This window comes from Psychrobacter sp. TB20-MNA-CIBAN-0197 (assembly GCF_040309765.1).
GTDB lineage: Bacteria > Pseudomonadota > Gammaproteobacteria > Pseudomonadales > Moraxellaceae > Psychrobacter > Psychrobacter submarinus.
This window is the reverse complement of the sequence record NZ_JBEOPC010000007.1, coordinates 18705-43224: the sequence shown is the minus strand read 5'-3', so window position 1 is coordinate 43224 and position 24520 is coordinate 18705. Positions and strand designations below refer to the sequence as shown.

At 43.6% G+C, this 24520-nt stretch carries 17 protein-coding genes; 11 read left to right on the top strand and 6 right to left on the bottom strand.

Features of this window, described 5'->3' with window-relative positions:
• Window positions 1–197: 197 nt before the first annotated feature.
• From AAEY83_RS03460 to AAEY83_RS03440, 5 genes are all read left to right on the top strand, one after another.
• Entirely contained in the window at window positions 198–1178 is a 981-nt protein-coding gene (locus AAEY83_RS03460; protein ID WP_025645358.1) for a zinc-binding dehydrogenase, read from the top strand.
• 42 nt (window positions 1179–1220) lie between these two features.
• The gene (locus AAEY83_RS03455; RefSeq protein ID WP_025645356.1) at window positions 1221–2240 is read left to right on the top strand and encodes an oxidoreductase; all 1020 of its coding nucleotides are present in this window, start codon (window positions 1221–1223) and stop codon (window positions 2238–2240) included.
• Window positions 2241–2414: 174 nt separating this feature from the next.
• Window positions 2415–3206 carry a TIGR04255 family protein gene (locus tag AAEY83_RS03450; protein WP_025645354.1) on the top strand — a complete coding sequence of 264 codons (792 nt, stop codon included), beginning with the start codon at window positions 2415–2417 and terminating at the stop codon, window positions 3204–3206.
• Window positions 3203–3733: a hypothetical protein gene (locus tag AAEY83_RS03445; RefSeq protein ID WP_025645352.1), complete on the top strand. Its 531-nt coding sequence runs from the start codon at window positions 3203–3205 to the stop codon at window positions 3731–3733. The genes AAEY83_RS03450 and AAEY83_RS03445 overlap by 4 nt, the downstream gene beginning before the upstream one ends.
• A gap of 8 nt (window positions 3734–3741) precedes the next feature.
• Complete coding sequence (locus AAEY83_RS03440; protein ID WP_025645350.1) at window positions 3742–4548, top strand: hypothetical protein; 807 nt, start codon at window positions 3742–3744, stop codon at window positions 4546–4548.
• Window positions 4549–4608: 60 nt separating this feature from the next.
• Here AAEY83_RS03440 and guaA read toward each other — a convergent pair whose 3' ends face one another.
• A complete protein-coding gene (gene guaA, locus AAEY83_RS03435; protein ID WP_025645348.1) occupies window positions 4609–6219 on the bottom strand; it encodes a glutamine-hydrolyzing GMP synthase in 1611 nt (536 codons plus the stop codon).
• A 367-nt stretch (window positions 6220–6586) separates the two neighbouring features.
• Here guaA and AAEY83_RS03430 point away from each other — a divergent pair, with 367 nt between their 5' ends.
• The 4 genes from AAEY83_RS03430 to AAEY83_RS03415 all read left to right on the top strand — a co-directional run bounded on the left by AAEY83_RS03430 (window position 6587) and on the right by AAEY83_RS03415 (window position 12647).
• Entirely contained in the window at window positions 6587–7081 is a 495-nt protein-coding gene (locus AAEY83_RS03430) for a cupin domain-containing protein (protein WP_025645346.1), read from the top strand.
• Window positions 7082–7266: 185 nt separating this feature from the next.
• A complete protein-coding gene (locus AAEY83_RS03425) occupies window positions 7267–9018 on the top strand; it encodes an FAD-binding oxidoreductase (protein ID WP_025645345.1) in 1752 nt (583 codons plus the stop codon).
• A gap of 227 nt (window positions 9019–9245) precedes the next feature.
• A complete protein-coding gene (locus AAEY83_RS03420; protein ID WP_025645343.1) occupies window positions 9246–10892 on the top strand; it encodes a glycerol-3-phosphate dehydrogenase/oxidase in 1647 nt (548 codons plus the stop codon).
• A gap of 186 nt (window positions 10893–11078) precedes the next feature.
• Entirely contained in the window at window positions 11079–12647 is a 1569-nt protein-coding gene (locus tag AAEY83_RS03415) for an FGGY-family carbohydrate kinase (protein WP_025645341.1), read from the top strand.
• Between the two features lie 242 nt (window positions 12648–12889).
• Here the strand turns inward: AAEY83_RS03415 and AAEY83_RS03410 are convergent, their stop codons facing one another.
• From AAEY83_RS03410 to AAEY83_RS03400, 3 genes are all read right to left on the bottom strand, one after another.
• Window positions 12890–16669 (bottom strand): YobI family P-loop NTPase, encoded by a 3780-nt coding sequence (locus AAEY83_RS03410; RefSeq protein WP_198013340.1) that lies wholly within the window; start codon window positions 16667–16669, stop codon window positions 12890–12892.
• Between the two features lie 95 nt (window positions 16670–16764).
• The gene (locus AAEY83_RS03405) at window positions 16765–17928 is read right to left on the bottom strand and encodes a MalY/PatB family protein (RefSeq protein ID WP_025645337.1); all 1164 of its coding nucleotides are present in this window, start codon (window positions 17926–17928) and stop codon (window positions 16765–16767) included.
• 67 nt (window positions 17929–17995) lie between these two features.
• Window positions 17996–18793: a crotonase/enoyl-CoA hydratase family protein gene (locus tag AAEY83_RS03400; RefSeq protein WP_025645335.1), complete on the bottom strand. Its 798-nt coding sequence runs from the start codon at window positions 18791–18793 to the stop codon at window positions 17996–17998.
• 199 nt (window positions 18794–18992) lie between these two features.
• Here AAEY83_RS03400 and AAEY83_RS03395 point away from each other — a divergent pair, with 199 nt between their 5' ends.
• Together AAEY83_RS03395 and rlmF are read left to right on the top strand one after the other, a co-directional pair.
• Window positions 18993–19655, top strand: a complete 663-nt coding sequence (locus AAEY83_RS03395; protein ID WP_025645333.1) for a LysE family translocator — start codon at window positions 18993–18995, stop codon at window positions 19653–19655.
• A 65-nt stretch (window positions 19656–19720) separates the two neighbouring features.
• The gene (gene rlmF, locus AAEY83_RS03390) at window positions 19721–20755 is read left to right on the top strand and encodes a 23S rRNA (adenine(1618)-N(6))-methyltransferase RlmF (RefSeq protein WP_025645331.1); all 1035 of its coding nucleotides are present in this window, start codon (window positions 19721–19723) and stop codon (window positions 20753–20755) included.
• A gap of 100 nt (window positions 20756–20855) precedes the next feature.
• On the opposite strand, the gene AAEY83_RS03385 is transcribed toward rlmF, so the two are convergent.
• Window positions 20856–21464: a manganese efflux pump MntP gene (locus tag AAEY83_RS03385; protein ID WP_025645329.1), complete on the bottom strand. Its 609-nt coding sequence runs from the start codon at window positions 21462–21464 to the stop codon at window positions 20856–20858.
• A 134-nt stretch (window positions 21465–21598) separates the two neighbouring features.
• The gene (gyrB, locus tag AAEY83_RS03380; protein WP_025645327.1) at window positions 21599–24226 is read right to left on the bottom strand and encodes a DNA topoisomerase (ATP-hydrolyzing) subunit B; all 2628 of its coding nucleotides are present in this window, start codon (window positions 24224–24226) and stop codon (window positions 21599–21601) included.
• Between the last annotated feature and the right edge of the window lie 294 nt (window positions 24227–24520).

The window sequence follows — 24520 nt, the reverse complement described above, 5'->3', positions numbered from 1 at the left end:
TAAGAAAGCCTTATGCTTAATCTCGACTCCCTTACAATTCTAAGTCAGCCACAACGTTAAGTAACCAAAATCAAGTTGAGAACGCTTAGTCTGAGTTGTTATCGTTTATAAAAAGCAAATTGTTAAACTTAATTTCTTTGAGTACTCAATAATCTCTTTAAGTGCTAAAACTGATAAATAATAAAAAGGATACTTCTATGCGCACTGCAACTTATAACGAATTTGGCAAACCATCTGACGTGCTTGGCGTGAGTGACAGCCCGACTCCAGAGCCCAAAGACAACGAAGTCCGTATCAAAACCATCTTATCTTCCATTCATAATCACGACCTTGTTACCATCAAAGGCGAGTACGGTAATAAACCTAAACTGCCTGCGACAGGCGGTAGTGAGGCGGTAGGGACTATTGATGCTTTAGGCAGTGAGGTTACAGGCTTTGAAAAAGGTCAGCGCGTCGTAGTCTCAGGCGTACAAGGCACGTGGGCGGAGTATTTTATCGCCCCAGTTTCAAGCCTAATCCCGATACCAGACGCTATCGATGATGAGATGGCCGCTCAATTAATCGCTATGCCGATGAGCGCGCTGTTGCTCATTGAGTTTTTAAACATCAAGCCGGGGCAATGGATCATCCAAAACGCTGCCAATGGCGCGGTCGGTGAATCGATGGCGATGCTCGCTCCTACTCGTAAAATCAATACCATTAATCTAGTACGCAGCAAAAAATCTGAGCAAGAGCTGATCGATTTAGGTATCACTGACAACAACGTCGTGACTGATAATGACGACTGGAAAGAGCAAGTCAAAAAAATCGTTGGCGATGCTCAAATTAGCGGCGCAGTCGATGCCGTTGGTGGTCAGCCAGGCGGCGAGCTAGTATCAATGCTGGGTAAACATGGCGTCATGGCGTCACTCGGCGCAATGTCAGGTAAACCGCTGATGCTGAATCCTAGCAATCTGATTTTTAATTTGGCGCAAGTTAAAGGCTTTTGGGCGAGCGATATGATGCAAACCTTCAGTAAAGAAGATATGCAGCGCTTAACTGGTGAGCTAATCGAAAATGCCGCTAATGGCACTCTAAAACTACCGACTGGCGGTGTTTACGATTTAAACGATATCCAAAAAGCGGTCTCTGATGAGGTGCAATTAGACAAAAAAGGTAAGATACTCATTAAGCCTTAATGTATCGCCGTAAAGTTTATTTACCAAAAGAGGAATAATATTATGTCCAATCAAACAAACTCTGATAATAAAACCTTTAAAGCCTTAGTGGTCGAAGAAACCAGCGAAGGCACGTTCGCAAAAAACATTCAAGAACGCCACGTCAGCGACCTGCCTGACAATGATCTATTGATCGAAGTACATTACTCCTCGCTCAACTATAAAGATGCCATGTCGGCCTCAGGCAACAAGAGCATCACCAAAAACTATCCGCACACCCCTGGTATTGACGCGGCAGGCGTGGTGGTCAGCGACAAGTCAGGCACTTTTAGCGAAGGTCAAGAAGTCGTGGTATTCGGCTATGATTTAGGTATGAACACCGCAGGTGGTCTTGGGCAAATGATTGCCATCCCTGCCGACTGGGCATTGCCTTGCCCTGAAGCGCTTAGCCTAAAAGAAGCGATGATCTATGGTACAGGCGGCCTAACGGCGGCGCTAAGCATCCAAAAGCTGGAAAAAATGGGCGCAAAACCAAGCGATGGCCCCGTTGCCGTATCAGGCGCGACAGGCGGTGTGGGCACTATCAGTATCGCTATCCTCTCGCAGCTGGGCTACGAGTCTATCGCCTTCTCTGGTAAGCCTGAGCAAAGCGAACACTTGAAAGAGTTGGGCGCCACCGAAGTGCGCCATCGTGACACCATCAATGAAGTCGGCAATCGCCCTGTTGGCCGTCCGCTATGGGCCAATGCCATCGATACCGTCGGCGGTGACTATCTTGCCAACCTACTCAAGCAAACCAAACCAGGTGGCGCAGTGACGACCTGTGGCCTTGCAGCATCAGCATCATTTTCGATGACCGTGTTGCCGTTTATCACGCGTGCGGTATCGCTACTGGGTATCGACTCGGTATTTATTCCACTTGAGGACAAAAAAGCGATTTGGCAGCGCGTGGCAACGGACATGAAACTACCCAATCTGGAGCAATACGCGGAAGAAAACACCCTTGAGCAAACCCCAGAATACCTAGACCGCTTTATTGATGGTAAAGCAGTGGGACGTTATGTGGTGAATGTTCGGGGTTAGGGTTTGGTTTAGAAGATGGTTTTTAGATAATGGCAGTGCTCTTTTGGGGTGCTGCTTTTTTTGGAATTCTCAACTGTTTTCCAAAAATTACACAACTAATTACACAACTAATTACACATAGTGTGTATTATATAATAACTTTAAATAGACTTATCAGCTTACTGAGAGTTCAACATGTGTGACTATAAAAAGTTATCAAATCAACCTTTGGTCTTTGTATTAGCAGAATTTAGATTTTCTCCTATACTAGGTATAAAGGAATACATACCTAAGATTCAAGATGCTTTGAGAAATAAGCTACCAATTCTAAGAAACACTGAGACCCAAGAAATTACGGTGTCGCCTAACGGTATAAGCTTAGAGGCTCAAGCCAACTGGGAGTTTATCTCTAAAAATAGTCATACCGCAGCTTCGGTTAACCAGAATCGTTTATTGTTTATGACTAGTGAATATGAACGCTTTAATGGATTTGAAGAGAACTGTGATTTCTTATTACAAACTATTATAGATGTTATTAACCCAAGCCTATGTTTAGGTCTTGGCTTACGTTATAGTGATACCATTTTTAACATTGAAGGCAAAGGCTCAATAGAAGATTTTGTTCAGCCTAGACTATACAACAACGATGATTTAAAACTGTCAGGGAGCTTACTAAGACAGACTAATGAAACTTTATGGAGAACCACAGAAGGGGCTATTTTTATTCGTTCGATATACGGTGAGGATAAAGTTTTAGTTTGGCCTGATGCAGAGAATTTACCCATTGCAATAGAAAAATCTTCTGATAAGCCTGTCAAAAGACTACTATTGGATATCGACCATGTATGGAATGCTCAGGAAGAAGAGTCCGGTCCACTAGATTTTAATAAAGGATTAATACTTAGTAAGCTATCAAACATGCATAAAATCAGTCGAAAAGCATTTTGGAATGTAACAACAGAACAAGCCAAGGAGGCATGGAAATGAGACAAAACAGTTATGGAGCAAATAGCTGGATAAATAAGAACATTACTACCGCTTTTATAGGCGCTTCTATTCTTGCCACTACTCCAGCCTATGCTTTTAAGAAATCAACCAGTTACGATAACAGTCGTTATATAATTGACAAAATGAGCCAAGCAAGCGGATCAAGTATTAATGTTAAGTACAATACTCGCCAGTCTCAGCTTTCGACAATAAAAGAGTATTTTGATTTGAGTGATGAAGAGCTTGCTAACCTTGTTGGTGTCTCAAGAAAAACACTGTACAACTGGGAGAAGCAAGGGATTAGTAAAGAAAAAGATAGACAAAGAGTGTTTGAGTTAAGCGTTATCGCAGAAGACTGGAGTTATAATAAGCTTCCTACTGATAAAGAAAAGCTGTTTACCCCTATCCTAGGTTCTACTAGCGTGATGCAAATGTTGACAGACGAAAAGCTTGATAGAGAAAAAATAATTTTTGCAGGTCGACGTCTTGCTCATCAATCACTGACGCCTGAATTAGGTTTGATTTAGAGGTTTAAATGCAGCGTATACTCGAAGCATTAGGATGGCGACAAGGCAGCTTTGTCAAACCTGAATCAGTTGCAAAGCTAATAGGTGACATAGATAGTACGTTCACTATATCTGCTAACAACTTGTTGGTTGTTGCCTCGCAATCATGCGACGTTGCCTCCTCGCAAGAAGAATACATCGAGCTCTCTATTGTCCGGCCTTTATCAGCTGAAGCGTTTAATAAACAGTATAGCCATAATCGTCATCCTAGAATATTGCATATAGAAGCCAACTCAAACAGCTCTGATGAGAAGGTTATTTTAGAGCTAAAAGCTCACGAAAAAATTCAAATAAAAAAGTCACTTCTTGAAGAATTTAAACCTGATTCTTCAATTAACTTTTTAGAAGGGAACCTAAATCAGTATATTGATTGGCTAGCTGGTCGTTATAAAAGACCAGCATTACCTACTAAATTCGATCAGCTAATCGCGTCTTCTGATAAGAAAGGTAAAAGAAAAAAGATTGCTAAGCGAGCTAATGAATATTTAACTGGTATATATGTTGAGATTTATCCAAATCGAGAGATCAATGATGATGAAACTTATTCAGTGAACTTGTTAGGTATAGCTTCTAATGATCAGTCTATTACTTCTGCTACTGATGCACTTAATGACTATGCTGATATATTGGAAGATGCTGGAATGGACGTCTCTGTTCCTAAAGTAGTTACTGAATTTCAAGTTTCTGTAGGAACCCTACGTCAATATCAACGTATCAATTTTGAATATCTTTCGTACGAAGAAAATAACCCTTTACCACCTGACACAGAAATTTAAAACAAAAAACACTCAACTTAGTTGGGTGTTTTTTTACGTCAGCTAAGTACTGAGTAGAGATTATTCCCACTCAATCGTCGCAGGCGGCTTGCTCGATACATCATACGTCACGCGTGAGACATCAGCGATTTCATTCATGATGCGATTCGATACTGTCTCAATCAAATCATACGGCAGATGGGCAAAGCGCGCGGTCATAAAGTCCACGGTCTCAACCGCACGTAGCGCAATCACCCACGCATAGCGGCGGCCATCACCGACCACGCCAACAGACTTGATCGGTTGGAATACCGCAAAGGCCTGCGCGGTTTTGTCATACCAGCCCGAACGCTCAAGCTCCTGCATAAAGATCGCATCGGCAAGGCGCAGGATATCAGCATATTCTTTTTTCACTTCGCCAAGGATTCGCACGCCTAGACCTGGGCCTGGGAACGGATGACGGTAAATCATCTTCTCTGGTAGGCCAAGCGTGATACCCAGTTTACGCACTTCATCTTTAAATAGATCGCGTAATGGCTCAACGAGTTCAAACGCCAAGTCATCAGGTAGACCACCAACGTTATGGTGGCTCTTAATCACGTGCGCCTTACCTTGGTGCGATTTGGCGGACTCAATCACGTCAGGGTAAATCGTCCCTTGTGCTAGGAACTCAATGGTTTTGCCATCGCTTTGTGCGCTGATTTCGCGGGCACTATTGGCAAACACATCAATAAAGGTTTTACCGATGATTTTACGTTTGGCTTCAGGGTCAGACTCGCCTGCTAGAGCGTCTAGGAACAAGTCTTCAGCATCGACACGGATGACTTTGACGCCCATGTTTTCGGCAAACACTTGCATCACTTGATCACCTTCGTGCAGGCGCAAGAGGCCATTATCGACAAACACACAAGTGAGCTGATCGCCAATGGCTTTATGCAGTAGCGCGGCAACCACTGAGCTATCGACTCCGCCTGAGAGACCGAGCAGTACTTGCTTGTCACCGATTTGCTCTTTGAGCTGCGCCACGCGCATATCGATGATATTGTCCGGCGTCCACTCACCAGCACAGTCGCAGATTTGATGCACAAAGCGGCCTAGCAGCGCCTGACCTTGTAGGGTATGAGTGACTTCGGGATGGAACTGGAGACCATAGTATTGCTTGTCGTCATTGGCCATAATGGCAATCGGGCAGCTTGGTGTGCTGGCGATGATATCAAAGCCTTGTGGCGCTTCGATGACCTTGTCGCCATGGCTCATCCAGACGTTTAGCGTGGTCGATTTGTCTTCACTGACGCTATCTTCGATGCCATCAGTAAGCTTTGAATGACCATTGACGTTAATGGTCGCCGCGCCAAATTCATGGATATCACTGGCATGTACCTTACCGCCAAAACGATCTGCCATCGCCTGCATACCGTAGCAAATGCCAAGTACTGGTACACCAAGCTCAAACACAGCGTCATTGATACGTGGGCTATTGTCCGCATGCACACTCTCAGGGCCGCCCGATAGGATGACACCTTTGGCACCAAAATCTTTGATACGGTCGCTGTCGATATCATAAGGGAACATCTCACAAAACACGCCAGAATCGCGCACACGGCGAGCGATGAGCTGGCTATATTGCGAGCCAAAATCAAGAATAAGAATACGATCTTCTTTGATAGTAGGGATAGCAGCGGCAGTGGTCATAAATCGATATCCATCAATAAGTAAAATTATTAGCCTATTTTAACAAGTTTAAGCCAATCATGGGCGACTAGATAACGTGGATTAGGTAAATAAACAAAAGCGTTTCATCTGCAAATAAATCATAAGCGTACCTACCCAATTAACTACATAAAGTCAAAAAATATTCGCTACTATAGTTAATTCACTTTAAAACCGATACCGTGCTACTGGAATACTTGTTTTGAATAACAGTTGCGTAGCATCAAAAAGTGCGAAGCGCACCGCAAGCAAGGAAAATTTGTACCAGTAGCACGGTATTATTAACGTATCGATTTTATTTCATATTGACTATATAAGCTTAAGTCTGAAAAAATAACGGAGATAAACCATGACTAGCCTACCCAAGCCCAAATTCGACGATCCAAAAGACTATATCCTAACTAAGTCCGATATCGCCGCGATTCCTGAAACCAAGCACGTGCATCAGTTTAACGACAACGCCATTCGTCATACGGTATCTCTAAGCGATATTGTTGGACTAAACGCCTTTGGCTTACATTTAGTACGCGTTGAGCCGGGCGATGAAACCACCCAGCACCACTATCATGAAGAGTCAGATGAGTTTATCTACGTATTATCAGGCGAGCTATCACTGCGCTATGGCGATAAGACTTATCCTTTAAGTGCTGGCGATTTTGTTGGTTTTCCAGCGTACGGTGCAGCGCATTCGATGCGTAATGATAGCGATAGCGACGTCACCTACCTTATGGGCGGAAGCAGACCGCCGATTGATATCACCAACTATCCAGACATCAAACGTAGAATGTACAAGATCCATGGAGAAAAGGAATTTGTCGATTTAGAAGATTTGGGTAAAGTTTAAAGGGTTATCCAAACACAAAAAGGGCATGTCTAGTTATAACTTATAAACAATAGTTTTTTTGTTGCTATCATTCAAAAACATTAGTATGGTGATTAATAAACGCTATTTATGCTGAGCTATTTAACCCAACTAGCCGCTACACTCTAACCACAAGTACAGTGATTACAATCGACAGGTATGTCTCTATGCGCAAACTCAAACTCCCTACCCGTAAACACGCTAAACCCTCCTCTACTCTGCAAATCTCTGATAGCGACAACAACGATAACGCCAACCTAGACATGACTGCAAAAACCAATACCTCTCTTAACACCCCCATCGAGCAAACGCGTTGGAATGGCTGGGGCAATGTCAATATCAATAAAAAAGTCTCACCGCATGGCGCAAAACTGATCAAATCGCATATCGGCAAAACCAAAAAACTTCCTTCGGTTAGTCTACAAAAAGTACTAAAAACCGTACCCAAATCGCGCCTACCTGCCGCTATTACTGACCTTGATATCGTCTCTACTGACCGAGAGATCAGACTCAGACACGCACGTGGGCAAAGCTTCCCCGATTGGATCGCGATGCACAGCGGCGACTTTGAAGTCTTCCCTGACGGCGTGGCGCACCCAAAATCGACCGCTGATGTCGAGCAGTTATTAAAACTTGCCCAAGAGCACGATCTGATTGTTATTCCTTTTGGCGGTGGTACTTCCGTAGTCGGACATATCAATCCGCAACAGGGCGCGCGCCCGGTATTGACTATCGCCATGAGTCAGATGGATCGGCTGATGGATTTGGATACCGAGAGTCAAATTGCTACTTTTGGTGCCGGTACGCAAGGGCCAGCGGTCGAGGCACAATTGGACGAGCACGGTTATCGCTTAGGTCATTATCCGCAGTCGTGGGAGCTATCGACGCTTGGCGGCTGGATTGCGGCGCGCTCAAGTGGTCAGCAGTCCTTGGGCTATGGTCGTATCGAGCAGATGTTTGCTGGCGGCACTTTAGTGACCCCGCAAGGCGTGCTAGAGATTGCTGACATTCCTGCATCCTCAGCAGGGCCTGATTTGCGTGAGATGATGATGGGTACTGAAGGCCGCGTAGGTATCTTTACCGAAGTCAAGATGCGCGTGCAATCACAACCTGAAGAAGAGCTATTTAAAGTGGCGTTTTTGCCGAATTGGGAAGCGGGCAAAGCGGTACTCAAACAAGCGGTGCAAAACAATGTTCGCCTCTCTATGCTACGCCTAAGCAACGCGGTAGAGACTGATGCACATTTGCATCTAGGTACGACGCCAAGCCAGTTTTTAGCGATTAGCACTTATCTAAAAGCGCGCGGACTCAGCTCAGATAAAGTGATGCTCACTTATGGTTTCTCAGGCGATAAAGCACAGAATAAACTAGCAGTGACGCAGTTTAATAAATTGTTAAAGCAAAATGGTAGTGTCACGGGTAAAATCACTAATATCATGGGTAGTGTTTGGGCGCACGGGCGTTTTAAATTCCCATATCTGCGCGGTACGCTTTGGGATAAAGGCATTATGGTTGATACCTTTGAGACCGCTACCAACTGGAGCCGTATTGACGAGCAAATGGCACAGATGCAAGACGCGGTAAAAACCTCGCTCGCTGATGAGGGTGAGGAAGTGATGGCCTTTACTCATATCTCGCATGTCTATAAACAAGGCGCGAGTCTATACACCACTTACTTCTTCCGCGCCGCCAAAGATCACGCGACTACCTTACAGCGCTGGCAGAAAATCAAACATGCGGCCAGTATGAGCCTTACCCATGGTAAAGCCACCATTTCACATCAGCATGGCGTTGGCCGCGATCATGCCCCGTACCTTGCTGCCGAAAAAGGTAAGCTTGGGATTCAAGTGACTCGTGATATGCTAAAAAGTCTAGATCCTGAGCAGCGTATGAATCCAGGGGTATTGCTTGAAGATTAATTTTAATTAAGAGCTTTGTTTATAGACAGTTTAGTGGAAGAGCGCTACAGCGTGACTGATATTTGTTTTGCGCCGCCTCTGTCGGCGTAGGCACAGCACGCAAAAAAATGAATATCAGTCGCGCATCACAATATAACGTATCTACTTTATTTAGTAACGACTATAAGTTAAACCTTCTAGATAAACTACTTAGCTTAAAATTAATTAACAATTAAGATGAGTCTTCTATGACCCAATTCACACAACGCCAGCAAGCACTCGCGCCCCTAGCACGATCTGAACCTTGGGATATGCTCATTATCGGCGGCGGTATCACGGGTGCCGGCATTGCCCGCGAGGCAGCAAGGCGTGGCCTTGCCGTATTGCTTATCGAGCAAAAAGACTTTGCTTGGGGCACCTCCAGCCGCTCAAGCAAAATGGTGCATGGCGGCCTGCGCTACATTGCCTCAGGCGATTATAAAACGACACTGCTTAGCGTGCGTGAGCGTGAACGTATGCTAAGCGAAGCAGAAGGTCTAGTTAACGAGATGCATTACGTCATGCCGCATTATAAAGGCAAGTTTCCGCCGCCGTGGATCTTTAATACCTTGCTGCGCGTCTACGACAAGATAGCGGGCAAACGCTACTTTAAATACTTTAAAAAAGACGCTTTTTTACGGCTAAACCCTAATATCAAGCAAGATAAATTTTTGGGTGCCAGCCAGTTTAGCGATGCGATCACCGATGATTCGCGACTGGTCATGCGCGTACTTGACGAAGCCATTCATGACGGCGCGCACGCTATTAATTATCTCAAAGCCGAGTCGCTCATCACTAATGAGCAAGGCTTAGTCGTCGGTGCAACTTTAAAAGACACGGCGTCTAAAGACAGTGACAAGACTTTGGACGTTCACGCCAAAGTGGTGGTCAGTGCCACCGGCGCTTGGGCCGATACCTTACGTATGCAAGCCCGCGAGCAAACTGAGCAAAGCTTCAACAAGCAAATACGTCCCTCACGCGGTAGTCACTTAGTCGTCAGTCAAGAGCGCTTACCTACCTCGCAAGCCTATACCTTTTTGCATCCTGCTGATAAACGAGCGGTGTTTGTCTTCCCGTGGGAGAACCGTACGGTACTTGGCACCACCGACTTAGATCATCCGCCACTTAATGACGAAGAAGTCGGTATCACTAGCGCAGAGGTCGATTATCTACTAGCAGCAACTAACTCATTGTTTGATGATACCGATCTCAATCGAGAAGATATCATCAGCACGTGGGCAGGCGTACGACCGCTGATCTCTGATAGCGGTGATGGCAAACGCGTCAGCCCCAGTAAAGAGAAGCGCGATCATAGCGTCTGGCTCGATAATAATCTCGTGACCGTCAGCGGCGGCAAGCTCACCACCTTTCGCCTGATTGCGCTTGATGTGCTGGCAAAATGTCAAGAAGTGCTCGACCTTGATGACTCTGCTACTCAAAACTTAAAAACGAATAGCGATCAAGTCTTTAACAATCCTACGCCGACTCATGCCAAGTTTGCCACTTTACCAAAACTCTTACAGCAGCGCTTGCAAGGATTTTATGGTCTGCAGCTCGATAACTTATTAGCGCTAGCACATGACGATGATTTGGCTTATGTCACCGATAGCAACACCATTTGGGCGGAGATTCGCTTTGCAGCGCGCTTTGAACAAGTCATACATTTAGATGATTTACTACTGCGGCGGACGCGCTTGGGGTTGATCCTACCGCATGGCGCAATGACACCTTTGATTAGTGCCAGACTGAAGCAAATTTGCCAGCAGGAGCTGGGCTGGGATGAGCAAAAGTGGCAACAAGAAGTCGCTCGCTATAGCGAGTTATGGCAGCGTTATTATCATTTGCCTGCAGCTTAGTGCTTTTTATACCTACATTTAAGATACTTTAAGAGTTATGCTGTGCGGCTGGTATAAATTTTCCTTGCTTGCTGTGCGACTTCGTCACTTTTCGATGCTGCGCAACTATCTCAAAAGGAGCATCCCAGCAGCACATAGCAAATGTGTATCAGTTTTAACTAGAACTGAGTATAGTTAAGGACGACTATGACCGATAATTCTGCAAACCCGATTTATTTCTTAGCTATCGACAACGGCACTCAAAGCGTCCGCGCGCTGATATTTGATGAGTTTGGCAGCGAGATCGCCAAAGCCCGCGTACCTATCGAGCCGTATTTCTCCGAGCAGCCCAATTATGCCGAGCAGCACGCCGACTACTATTGGCAAAAGCTGACAGAGGCCTGTCAAAAGCTCTGGCAAAGCTGCAAGATTAAACCTGAGCAAATCACAGGCGTCAGTCTCGCTACCCAGCGCTATACTATGATATGTCTCGATAAAGACATGCAGCCGCTACGCCCCGCTATCGTTTGGATGGATTTGCGCCGCGCTGAGACTGGTGATATCGGCTTTCTTGGCCCGCTTACCAAACTCATCGGCATGGGCGAATTAGTCAAAGACGCCCAGCAAAAAGCCCGCTGTAATTGGCTCGCGCAAAACGAGCCTGAGATATGGGCACAGACCGCACACTACGTCAATCTCTCCGCCTACCTCACCTATCAGCTAGTAGGTGAACTTATCGACTCAAATGGTCATTCGGTCGGCTATCTGCCGTATGACTACAAAGCGCAAACATGGCTCAAACCCAACACCCTGAAATGGCGGCTGTTTAGCTGTACCCCCGAGCAAATGCCCAAAATCATCCCACCAGGCCAAACTCTCGGTGAGATAAGCGCCAAAGCTGCCAAAGTCACAGGTATCCCAGAGGGCACACCGATGATTGCCGCCGCCAGTGACAAAGCCTGCGAAGCCCTAGGCGCAGCGGGACTGTCCGCCGATACCGCATGCCTTAGCTTTGGCACCACCGCTACCATCAACACCATCTCCCCCGACTATGTCGAGATTCTCAAACACATGCCCGCCTATACCGCCGCCGCCCCGCATTACTACAATCACGAGTACATGATTTATCGCGGCTTTTGGATGGTCAGCTGGTTTAAAGAACAATTCGCCCATTACGAACAACAACTTGCCAAAACCCAAGGCATCGATACCGAAAAGCTCCTTGACGCCGCCGTCAAAGGCATTCCAGCCGGCAGCATGGGACTCATTATGCAGCCCTATTGGTCACCGGGCGTGCGTCATCCGGGGCTTGAGGGCAAAGGCGCGCTTATTGGCTTTGGCGATGTGCATACCCGCGCCCACGTCTACCGCGCTATCTTAGAAGGGCTGGCTTATGAGCTTAAACTTGGCTTTGATACGATTGAAAAGCGCACCGGCAAACCCATCAAACACCTGCGCGTCTCAGGCGGCGGTTCGCAAAGCGACGCCGCCATGCAGCTCACCGCCGACATCTTTGCCATGCCCGCCTACCGCCCGCACACTTTTGAAGCCACTGGCCTCGGCGCGGCCATCAACTGCGCGGTGGGTCTCGGCGTCTATCCCGACCACGCGACAGCAAGCGACGCCATGACCCATTTAGGCGACGAATTCGTCCCGATTGAAGCCAACGTGCAACTCTACAAGCGTCTGTATAACGAGGTCTATCTGAAGATGTACGAGCGCCTAAAGCCGTTGTATCAGAGCATTCAAGACATCACAGGCTACCCCGCCAAGTAATATGCACAAGTTCAAGGTGTCGGCTATTGGGAGTGGTTAGAAGGTGGGATGATTGTGGCTAAAAGGTTATGGGAGCCGATCGCGCCTTCTGCTTGTATCTGTACCCCTAAGCGTGGCGGGCACTAAAGCTAGAGGCGTTCCAACATTCGAGCGACCCCCCTCTAGCCAAGTGCCCGCAACCCGCTTAGTCGCACAGTATACCGCGTCAGTCACGGCTAAAACGCTCCCCGAGGCGACTATTGTTAGTTTCCTAGAACGTGCAATTGTAATCTTGTAGTAAGCACTTTTTGCCCCATTAGATTGCCTTTCGGCCTTTTAGCTTTCGGAACTTTTACTACTATCTGTGCATTATTTAAAGCGCCTAATAGATTTCGATTTTCTTCAGTGTTTGCAAATTCAACCTCTTCGCCTTTAGCTAACCTTCGATAAGGATCATCCAACAAACTCAACACCTCTACGATTGCCTGCTTATTCAAATAATTAATTTGCTTTAGAAGCAAATTCTTAAGTTCGCTTGAGTCTGCATATTTAATAAGCTGCTCATAAATAGAAGAGGGCATTTTATCACTTTTATATATTTCAATAACTTGTTCACGAACCGTTGTACTATCTTCTATTAAATCAATAGCCTCGGTTTCAGCTAGTGTTTTTTTATCTTTATTACTGACACTATTAGAACCAAGTAATACTTCAACGTCTTCCACACGGAGTTTAATATAACCTAGGTCTTCAATTATCAATTTATGATACTTGACTAAAAAGGCTTCTATGACTTTGTTTGATGTATGCTCTTTAACTTGATTCCAGTTATCAGGTGTTAAACTTAGCTTACCGAGACCAATTAGAGATAGAATTTTTTCTTGATTTAAGTATTCTAAGCTTGCGTTATTCCAGTCTCCATCCGTAATCCTAATTAGATTTTTGTATGCTTCATCACTTAACTCATTACATAAAAAAATATTTTTATCGAACTCAGCCTTAGTATCTTCCCAGTCTTCAATGCCTAAAATATCTGATTCAGTGTAATTAATCATTTGTAAATAACTTTGTCCATTCTCCAAGAATTTGACGAGCGAACCGTCTATCTCCCGATAAGCACCTTGATCATCCTGATCTTCATAAGACTCAGAAAAATACTTAAAAACGTTTGACCATGAGTATTGGACTTTTAAGCTGCCTATGAGATATTGTTGAATTCGATAGTTTTTGACTGCACCTATATCTTTGATCTTAGTAGAATTGAGGTCAATAAATTTTTCTGTTATCGAATTGCGACTATCAAGACCGTTGAGAGCTTTAATATAGATATCTTCATCTTCATGATATGAAGTATTATCATCCGCGTCTAATAAAATAACTCTTATATATTCTGATAGATTTTCAGACCAAATATCTTCAACTAAATAGTTGATTTCAGAATCACATATTGTTGTTAATGGTGCGTTTTTAAGCCTATTATCTAGTTCATCTAGTGATAGTGATAAATTACCCATCAAGGCAGCCTTGATTACATCCAACTCGACAGAAAAAAATCCTTGTTCACCAAGCCAGTTGAATAAATCAAGGTTTGTAGCATCTAGGCGAGAGAACTTAGGTTGTATGGAAAGACTGAGCTGTTTGAATTTTCCTTCATTCTTTGAAAGGGAGTTCATTACAAAATCAATATAATCGTTCCTTTGTGATAAAAATATATTAATTTTTTCAGATAGATAGCTAGACGTATCTAGAATATCAATACCATATCTGATAATTTTTGAGTAATTATTAGTTGTCTGTTCGTCTTCAATATCATCTAGTATCTCATCAAAAACAGTATCATCTTGCTTTATAAGTATAGGAATGAGTAAGCTTAGATAACTGACGTCCTTATTGAACAAAATAGCTAAAAACTCAATTGAGATATCTGATTTATCACATATTTTTTGTATGAAATTTTGCTTATGCTTTATAAAACTAGTAGTTTCCAACAAATATCCCAACATGCTAATATTTAAAACACTAGATGTACTCATCTCATCTTCTGATAAGTAACTTAATAACAGTTCGCCTTGATGAGTTAACTCTAGTTCAAACTTAGGCATTTGACGTCCATTGACAACCATCGCATAGTTCTTATCTGATCTCGATATAGAAGACTCAAAAAACAAAGAAATATAATCAGGATAGTTCTCGTTAATATAGCCATTTATAATAAAAAACATCAACTGTTCAGGAATATCTGGTATTTCTTCATCTTGAAGTAACTGCTTTATATCTATATCTTGAAGCAGTCTTTTTATCGTCTTATTTTTAATAGTGTAAAGCTTATCCTTGAGTCTGCTTAAATTATTAGATATCTGTTTTTTCTCCTCGTTGGTTTTAGCTCTTATAATAGCTAATCGCTCACTATAGATAAGCTGCGAATTAATTGAATCCTCAACATCCGAAAAAGACACACCACTAGAATCAAACCAGTAATGGCTACTATTTTCGGCGCTAAATTCAATTTTTTTATTTTTTAAACTTTCAAGCTTTAAAAATAAATCTTCGTCATATTTGTCAATATCAACCGGCTCACCATCTACCTTTATGTATTTAACCACATCATGTTTCTTGCGAATCAAACTATTTAAATAGTAGCTATAAACAGCATTAAGCTCATCAATAGACAATAGCATCTCATTTGAAAGCTCTAACTTTCTTCGTTCTAGTTCATGGATCTTTTCAGTAATTCCCGCTATCTTTTTATCTATTAAACTGTTTTTTACATTATTAAATATATCGTATATCAGACCTCTGTTTGAATTCAGTTTTGAAAAATCATTTGGATAGTAGTTTTTATATACAATTATAGCAAAAACTTGGTTCTTATCTAGCTGTAAATATTTTAAATGATTATCATAGTCTTGATACTCATTTAAAATATTTTTCACCAGTCTCATATCATCAAAATATAAACAAGTATTCCTTAAAAAACGTTTATCTATATCTTTTACCACTTCTTTATAGTTCTTTTGGATTAAGTCATACGCATTTGTTGGATTAATGATCGGAATAATAGGTATGATATATTCAAAGAATTTACTTCTTTCATTGTCAGTAAACATATCGTCTTTAATAGCATATATAAAAACCACTCTATCCTCACAATACTTGTTTATCATAGAGTTGAGTTCGCGTAGCCTTACAAAAATTTCGTTATTATTGAACCGATCTAAATCTTCGATAATGACAACATTTTTTCCAGTAGCCTCAAAAAAATATAAAATTTCATCTAAATGATCGTTAAGAATAGACTTATCTTTTTCATTCTTTATATTAAATTCTGAGTTATGAAAGCTAAGCTTAATCTCAGATAATTCAAAAGAGATATTCAACAGCTTGTAAAGTAATAGTATAGAACATACTAAAAAAAACCAAAATGCCAATTCTGGTAGCCAAGTAGGTAGGGAGTATATAGCTTCAATATAACCAACCTTATCAAAAACTATTAATCCACTTATAACTAGTATTATCACTGATAAGGCTGTAATCCTGTTGGTTAAGGCATTACCAGTAATTCTTTTAAATCTTGATAAGGGAATTTTATTTTGAGGTACAGCATAAAAGAACTGTTGTAGTATGCTTCTTTCTATAAGCTGAATCTGCTCAGGCGTTAACTCCTCTTTTATTTTTATATTATTATCGTTTTCATCAATAGTATTTAAGTCTTTGTTATCCGATAAGGTATCCTTATTAACCTGAAAAGAAGAAAGAGAAATATCTAAAAATTCCCATTGACTATTTTCTTTATATTTTTTCTTAAAGGTATTTAAGACACTACTTTTCCCTGAACCATATATTCCTGTTACAGCTATATTGAAGACACTTTCTTCATTCAGTGCAGATATTAATCTATTTTCATACCTTTCATAGCTCTCTTTTCCTTCTCCTTCATCTAAGTTATTTAAAGGAGATAGAGAATGAATTTGATGTTCATTCTCTACTTTAGAATTACTGATTTTTTCTAATTTTACTCTATGGTTGAGTATTATTTTTTCCACTAATTGAATTTCCTTTTTCAGGGGTTTGCTATAGAATTTCAAAGAAAGGTTTAATTTCACTGCGTTACAAACTTAGCCTTATAAAAACACTAAGTCTAAACCCCACCACTAAACACAGCATAAACCCGATTCAACCCCTCACGCAGCAGTGCCTCAGGACACGCCACATTGATACGCATTTTCAGATGACCCTCGCTACCGTATTTAATACCAGAATTTAGCTCAACTTTCGCCGCGCGCAGTTTGTTATAAAGCGCCTGATTGTCCTCACCGTATGCCGAGCAATCGAGCCAAATCAAATACGACGCCTCAGGACGCATGACCTTAATATCAGGTAAATGCCCTGCTAAAAAGTCTAACGTAATCTCAATATTTTTCTCAATATAAGCCAGCACCTGTTCAAGCCACTCTCCCCCTTCTTCATAAGCGCTTTGCATCACCGTATAAGCAAATAAATTCAGCTCATATTCATCATTTAGCTGCTGCTGCTGACTGATTTTTTTGATTAAAGCGTCATCTTTGGCAAAGATCATTGAGCCTTTGATACCCGCCACGTTAAAGGTTTTGGTCATGGAGGTCAGGCTGACCACCTTGTGCTCGTAACCTGCCGCTTCTGCTAGCTTTAATAAAGGCGTAAATTTATGACCAGTCAAGGTTAAATCTTGATGAATCTCATCACTGATGATGGCGACATCGTGTTTTTGACACAGCGCCAGTAGTGCTTTAAGCTCATCAATAGTCCAGACGCGCCCGCCCGGATTGTGCGGATTGCATAATAGATATAGCTTAACTTTATGCTCGATAATTTTAGCTTCGATATCTTTTAGATCTAACTGATATTTTTCATCGACTTCTTTTAACGCAGACATCACAAGCGTGCGCTTATTTTGCTTTACTTTAGTCGTAAACGGCGTATAAATGGGATCATTAACTATTACCGCATCGCCTACCTCGGTGAATATCTGCATCATCAGCGCTAGACTTGGCACCACCCCTGGCGAAAATAAGATATTATCCTGTGTCAAATCCAAGCCATAACGATTGCTATGCCAGTTGATAATCGCCTCATACAAAGCAACAGTCGGTTTGGTATAACCCAAAATACCGTGATCTACGACACGCTGCACACTATCTAAAACAGGCGGCGCGGCTCTAAAGTCCATATCGGCGACCCACAGCGGAATGGTATCGTCACTATAGTGCCATTTAAGTGATCCCGTATCGCGTCTATCGATGATTTCGTCGAAGTTATATTGCACTGGTATTGTCCTTGGTCATACGGTTAAAGAAAGCTTTACATCATGCGTTCGGTAGCGTTACGAGTCTCTACCTACCCTGAAACTCAGGCTCGCGGCGCTCAACCATCGCCATCGCACCTTCGCGAGCATCTTCTGAATGAAATAAATGCGGTAGATAACCATGAATATTAGCCAGCGCTGACTTTGCGCCATTACGGCTGGCATCTTGCGCCGAGGATAGCAGCCCTTTTACCCCAAGTGGCGCGGCGCTGCAAATCTCTTTGGCAATCGTTAGCGCGCGCTCGTACTCTTCACCATTGGGTACAACTTCACTGACTAGGTTTAGTTTATCGGCGGTTTGTGCGTCAAAGTTTTTACCTGTCAGCAAGTACGGCATGGCTTTTTGCCAGCCTGCCGCCGCGACAAAGCGTACCGTCGCCCCGCCAAACGGCATGATACCGCGCTGCACTTCCATTTGGGCAAAGTTGCAATTGTCGCTTGCGATAACCACGTCACTGTTAAGCATCAACTCAATTCCCGCGGTAAAGCAGGTGCCTTGTATCGCCACCACGACAGGTTTGGTGCGCAGCTTACCGCCGATACCCCATGGATCGATTTCCTTATCATTAAATTCAAACGCGCCTTTATTCCATTTATCTTGCAGCTCCATCAGATCAAGACCAGCGGTAAAGTGCTCGCCATGTGCGAAGATGAGCGCACAGCGTAGATTATCGTCGTTCTCATAATCTGTTAACGCCTCGGAGAGTTGTTTGATCATATGGCTGTCAAAAGCATTGCGTTTGTCGGCGCGATTAAGCCCGATGAGACAAATGTAGCCGTCAGTTTCATAAGTGATGCGATTGCTTGTATCGTTTTGGGTGGTCATGGTTATATCCTTTTTAGGTTTGTCGTTATCGTAGGGTGTGATCTCATTTTTAAAATAATGCTACTGACTTTTAATATAGACAGCCTTACCCTATAACACAAGATGAAAAGCACTAGCATCGGTAGCAGTTGACCTTAAAATTAATAGCTGCCACTATTATTAATCTTACGATACTCCTTAGTAACTACTAGAGCATTTTATGGAATTTTGGCACGGCTTTTTACTGATCACCAGCGTTCACTTACTGGCGGCTGCCTCCCCTGGCCCTGACTTTGTTTTAGTTTCACGTGAAACTTTAACCAAAGGTCGACGTACCGGCTTGATTTGTAGCTTAGGGATTACCTTAGGTTTAGCTGTCCATATTATTTACTCGGTATTAGGACTGGCGGCAGTGATAGCGCACTCGCAGCCACTATTAACTGCTATCAAATGGTTAGGCGGCGCTTATCTTATTTATCTAGGTTGGCAAGGAATTGGCGCTAAACCCAAACAACCAGTAGAAACGACCACTTTTACTAATAATGATAATAGCAACAGTAATAGCAATGTTACAGATAAAACTGAATCTAGCTTTGCTACTCTGCGCCGTGGTTTTTTTTGCAACGTTTTTAATCCCAAAGCGCCAGTCTACTTTGTCGCTATATTTACTTTAGTATTATCACCCGATATTCCACTTTGGCAACTCTCTATCTACGGCGTATGGATGATGGTATTACAGATGGCCTGGTTTAGCACGGTGGTGATGCTATTGTCGATTCCTGTCATCCTCAAACGTTTTCAGCGTTTTGAGCATTGGATAGATCGCGTACTCGGTACAGCAATGATTGTATTGGGCTTAAACCTGATCTTCCGTAGCCGATAAACCATTTAGCGTTGATGAAATCTGCTAAACTAGACGGTTATCTTCAGACTTTATAGCCTACTACTATGACTAGCAGACCAAACCCTAATAAGCCCCATACAGCGCATAGAAACCGCTCGCCTGCGACCGCCAAAAAACTTGGCAAGCTGCATCCGCGCAACCCGCATCAAGGTCGCTACGACTTTGCTGTATTGACCCGCGCGCTACCTGAACTTGCCGATTACACAATTACCAACCCGAAAGGCGAGCCAACGATTAATTTCTCCGACGCCAAGGCCGTACGCGTGCTTAATCAAGCACTACTCGCACACTATTATGGCGTCAAGTTTTGGGATATTCCTGAAGGTTATTTGTGCCCGCCGATTCCTGGACGCGCCGATTACATTCATTATATTGCCGATTTGTTGGCGCAGACTACTCATGTGAGCGAAGACAATACGCCACCTACAGGCAAAGATATTCATGCACTTGATATCGGCACTGGTGCCAGTGCTATCTACCCTATTGTTGGCAGCCAAAGCTATGGCTGGCGCTTTACCGCGAGCGACATCGATCCGGTCTCAGTGAATACGGCGACGGTAATTAGCCAAGCCAATCCCAAGCTCAAAGGCGCGATTAAGATCAAACTGCAACCTGAACCTAAGCATATCTTTAAAAATATTATCGGTCGTCAAGACTACTTTGACGTCGTCATATGTAACCCACCTTTTCATGCCTCATTAGAAGAAGCGATGCAGGCCAATAGCCGTAAACAGCATAATTTGCAGCGCCATCGCGGCAAAAACGAAAGCGCGCAAATCAGTCGTCACTCTACAAAGTCAGGCAATGCCGCGCAAAACCTTAACTTTGGCGGTCAACATAAAGAATTATGGAGTGAGGGCGGCGAGATTGCTTTTTTAAGTAATATGATAAGAGAAAGCCAGCAGTTTGCTGCACATGTAGGCTGGTTTACCAGCTTAGTGTCTAAGTCTGAAAACGTGAAACCTTTACAGCAACTACTAAAAGATCTTGATGTGGCGCAAATGCGTATTATTGAGATGAGCCAAGGTCAAAAGAGCACGCGGGTCTTAGCTTGGCGTTTTGATACTGACGAAGCGTAATTATTGCTAAAGCGTAATGCTAGCGTTTCACGTGAAACAATGAAAGCCACTATAATTCTTTATAGCGGCTTTTTATATGAGTATTAAATAATGTCTCTATTTAGCTAAAAAACATGACTCTGAGCCCAATCAAAACCAATACGATGCCGCCGACTGCTTCTGCTTTATCTTCAAGATACGTACCTGATTTTTTACCTAGATAGATGCCGATAGCGCTAAAAACAGCTGTGACAATCGCAATGATTACACACGCTAGCCACGCATTGAGCGCCAACAGGTTAAGTGTAAAACCAGCGGCCATCGCATCGATACTGGTGGCAATCGCTAGGGTAAACATGGTGCGATGACTGATGTTTTTCTTTCGGCTATCGTTTATAGAAGCCGCTTCATAATTTACTCGTAGCCCCTTATCTACGCTCTCTTCCTCATCTGCCAAAAAGACTTCATAGAGCATCTTGCTACCCAGTCCGATAAGAATAAATCCACCGATCCAAGGCGCAGCAGCAGCCAACCAACCTAACAGTGCCGCTCCCAGCAAATAGCCGATAAGTGGCATCACACCCTGCGCAATACCAAAATATAACGCCGCATAAATAGCCAAACGCAAGGTATAGCGTGGGTTTTGTTGTTGGGATTTAGCGCCCAGTCCTATCGACACCGCAAAAGCATCCATCGCTAGCGCAATAGCGAGTAACAGTACTTCGATCATCTGATGTCCATCAATTAGAATTGCCAGCTTATGACAATTTACTTATAAAAGTTTCACGTGAAACAAACTTATTATTAAAAAATACCGCCTTGGAAACCAAAGCGGTATTTTATATTTAATGTAAACGCTAAACCTTAGATATCAAGGTTAGAGACCGTTAATGCGTTTTCTTCGATAAAGACGCGGCGCGGCTCGACATGATCACCCATTAGACAGGTGAACATATGATCGGCAGCGATAGCATCTTCGATGGTGACGCGTAGCATACGGCGATTCTCTGGGTCCATCGTCGTGTCCCAAAGCTGATCAGCATTCATCTCACCTAGACCTTTGTAGCGCTGGATAGCTAGGCCGCGGCGCGCATCGAGCATCATTTGCTGCCAGAGGTAATCAAAATCGCGTATCGGAATATCTTTAGTAGTACCACCACCCGCTTCACGGCGAATAAAGGCGCTATCTTCTAACAAAGTATTCCACTCCGCTGATAAACGCAGCAGCTTGCTATACTCACCCGAGTTGATAAAGCTAGCATCGAGCAAGTAATGATGCGCCAGCTGATGCACATACACCGTGATACGCGGTAGCCACTGGGCCTTGGTCGATAAGGCATCGCTATCAGCCGCCTCACTCTCATCAGCAGTCAATGCGGGGGTCATACCCAGCAGATCAGCGGCAGCAGCGTCCATATTTTCTGGTTGCGGCTCATGGATATTGACCAGTTCAATCTCAGGGCTTAGCTCATCACCGAATTGATTCAGCTGAGTTTGTAGCTGCGCCTGCCACTCCTGCATCGCTGACTTATCATAAGTCATGTCTGTGCTCAGTTTCGGCGTATGCGTTAGCGCATCTAACAGCGTCGCTGGGAAACGAATTTGCAAACGAGCTTTAATCAGCTGCGTTTGGTTATAGTCGTTAAGCAGTGTCTCAAGCGCTTGACCAGTAATCGCTGGCGCGTCTTCAGAGACGTGCAGCTTGGTATTATCAATCGTTGAGGACAATAGATAAGCTTTTAGTGCTTCATCGTCCTTTAGATACAGCTCTTGACGACCTTTTTTCACTTTATACAATGGTGGCTGTGCGATATAAATATAACCACGCTCAATCAGCTCCGGCGTTTGACGGAAGAAAAAGGTCAGCAGTAGCGTGCGAATATGTGACCCATCGACGTCAGCATCAGTCATAATGATGATTTTGTGATAGCGAACTTTATCCGGATCATATTCATCAGGTCCGATACCACAGCCAAGTGCGGTGATTAAGTTACCGACTTCAGCTGACGATAGCATCTTGTCAAAACGTGCGCGCTCGACGTTCAAGATTTTACCTTTAAGCGGCAAGATAGCCTGAGTTTTACGGCTACGACCTTGCTTTGCCGATCCCCCCGCAGAGTCACCCTCCACGATGTAAAGCTCTGATAGTGATGGATCTTTTTCTTGGCAGTCTGCCAATTTACCAGGCAAACCTGCAATATCTAACGTAGTCTTGCGGCGCGTCATCTCACGTGCCTTGCGGGCAGCATCACGAGCTCTAGCGGCATCGATAATCTTATTGGCAATCGCTTTAGCCGCGCTTGGGTTTTCAAGCAAATAATCATTAAACTTATCATGCATCGCCGATTCGACTGCTGACTTGACTTCGCTCGATACCAGCTTGTCTTTGGTCTGGCTAGAGAATTTCGGATCAGGCACCTTCACTGAGACAATCGCACTTAACCCTTCTCGTGCATCATCACCGCTGACCGCGACTTTTTCTTTCTTGAACAGATTTTCGCGATCCATATAGCTGTTTAGACCACGCGTGAGCGCTGAGCGAAACCCTGATAAGTGCGTACCGCCATCACGCTGCGGGATGTTATTGGTGAAACAAAACACCTTTTCGTTATAGGTATCTGTCCATTGCAGCGCCACTTCGACCGCGATACCGTCGTCTTGCTCACTGGTAAAATGAAAGACCTCATTGATGCCTTCTTTGCCTGCGTTAATATAGCTGACAAACTCAGACAGGCCGCCTTTATGCTCAAACTCATGACGCTTATCGATACGCTCATCAGTCAAGACAATGCGCACCCCTGAGTTAAGAAAAGACAGCTCGCGTAAGCGTTTCGCTAAGATATCATAATCAAAAACAGTACCAGTAAACACATCACTACTGGGATAAAAGCGGATTTGGGTCCCTGTCTTATCCGTAGCTTCCATCTGCTGGATTTCACTGTCCGGCACACCATCAGTATAAGTTTGGCTGTAATGGTAGCCTTCACGCCAAATATTCATTTCAAGCTTTTTGGATAGGGCATTCACTACGGACACCCCTACCCCATGTAGACCGCCTGAGACCTTATAGCTGTTGTCATCGAACTTTCCGCCCGCGTGCAGCACCGTCATGATGACCTGCGCCGCTGACACGCCTTCTTCAGGGTGAATATCTACAGGTACGCCGCGACCGTTGTCACTGACACTGACCGACTCATCTTCATGAATGATAATATCAATCTGATCACAGTGACCGGCGAGCGCCTCATCGATAGAGTTATCGACAACCTCAAACACCATATGATGTAAGCCAGTACCATCATCGGTATCGCCAATATACATGCCAGGACGTACGCGCACCGCCTCAAGTCCGCGTAAAACACGGATGTCCTTGGAGCTATAATCAGAGGGCAAGCCTTCAGGGGTTACAGTATCAAGCGTATCAGTCTCAAGCGTACTGTCTAAACTGGTTGTATCCAACTGCTCGTTATCGATAGGTAATGAATCACTCATGTGCATTCCTTAATCAAGCCGTGATCAGCTAATAATTGTGCGTCAGCTTTATACAAATCAGAATAAAGCCAGCATCTTTACAATATGTCTTAGATTTCAAATTTTAACTGTAGGAATTGATTTCCACGGTCTTATTACCAGTAACTTAGCATCTTATTGGTAATAAAAATTATGAAATAAAAGCTATAGAATAGTCGCTGAAAATAGGGCAAATATAAAGCCTTATTTTAACATTTTTTTGGCTGTAAGTCACTGTTTACTGGTGATTTATAGCACCTTTAGCAGTGTCTTTGA

Bases quoted from the DNA above. Each gene is read 5' to 3' on its own strand.
- AAEY83_RS03460 (WP_025645358.1), top strand. From the start codon at position 198: ATGCGCACTGCAACTTATAACGAATTTGGCAAACCATCTGACGTGCTT.
- AAEY83_RS03455 (WP_025645356.1), top strand. From the start codon at position 1,221: ATGTCCAATCAAACAAACTCTGATAATAAAACCTTTAAAGCCTTAGTG.
- AAEY83_RS03450 (WP_025645354.1), top strand. From the start codon at position 2,415: ATGTGTGACTATAAAAAGTTATCAAATCAACCTTTGGTCTTTGTATTA.
- AAEY83_RS03445 (WP_025645352.1), top strand. From the start codon at position 3,203: ATGAGACAAAACAGTTATGGAGCAAATAGCTGGATAAATAAGAACATT.
- AAEY83_RS03440 (WP_025645350.1), top strand. From the start codon at position 3,742: ATGCAGCGTATACTCGAAGCATTAGGATGGCGACAAGGCAGCTTTGTC.
- guaA (WP_025645348.1), bottom strand. From the start codon at position 6,219: ATGACCACTGCCGCTGCTATCCCTACTATCAAAGAAGATCGTATTCTT.
- AAEY83_RS03430 (WP_025645346.1), top strand. From the start codon at position 6,587: ATGACTAGCCTACCCAAGCCCAAATTCGACGATCCAAAAGACTATATC.
- AAEY83_RS03425 (WP_025645345.1), top strand. From the start codon at position 7,267: ATGCGCAAACTCAAACTCCCTACCCGTAAACACGCTAAACCCTCCTCT.
- AAEY83_RS03420 (WP_025645343.1), top strand. From the start codon at position 9,246: ATGACCCAATTCACACAACGCCAGCAAGCACTCGCGCCCCTAGCACGA.
- AAEY83_RS03415 (WP_025645341.1), top strand. From the start codon at position 11,079: ATGACCGATAATTCTGCAAACCCGATTTATTTCTTAGCTATCGACAAC.
- AAEY83_RS03400 (WP_025645335.1), bottom strand. From the start codon at position 18,793: ATGACCACCCAAAACGATACAAGCAATCGCATCACTTATGAAACTGAC.
- AAEY83_RS03395 (WP_025645333.1), top strand. From the start codon at position 18,993: ATGGAATTTTGGCACGGCTTTTTACTGATCACCAGCGTTCACTTACTG.
- rlmF (WP_025645331.1), top strand. From the start codon at position 19,721: ATGACTAGCAGACCAAACCCTAATAAGCCCCATACAGCGCATAGAAAC.
- AAEY83_RS03385 (WP_025645329.1), bottom strand. From the start codon at position 21,464: ATGATCGAAGTACTGTTACTCGCTATTGCGCTAGCGATGGATGCTTTT.
- gyrB (WP_025645327.1), bottom strand. From the start codon at position 24,226: ATGAGTGATTCATTACCTATCGATAACGAGCAGTTGGATACAACCAGT.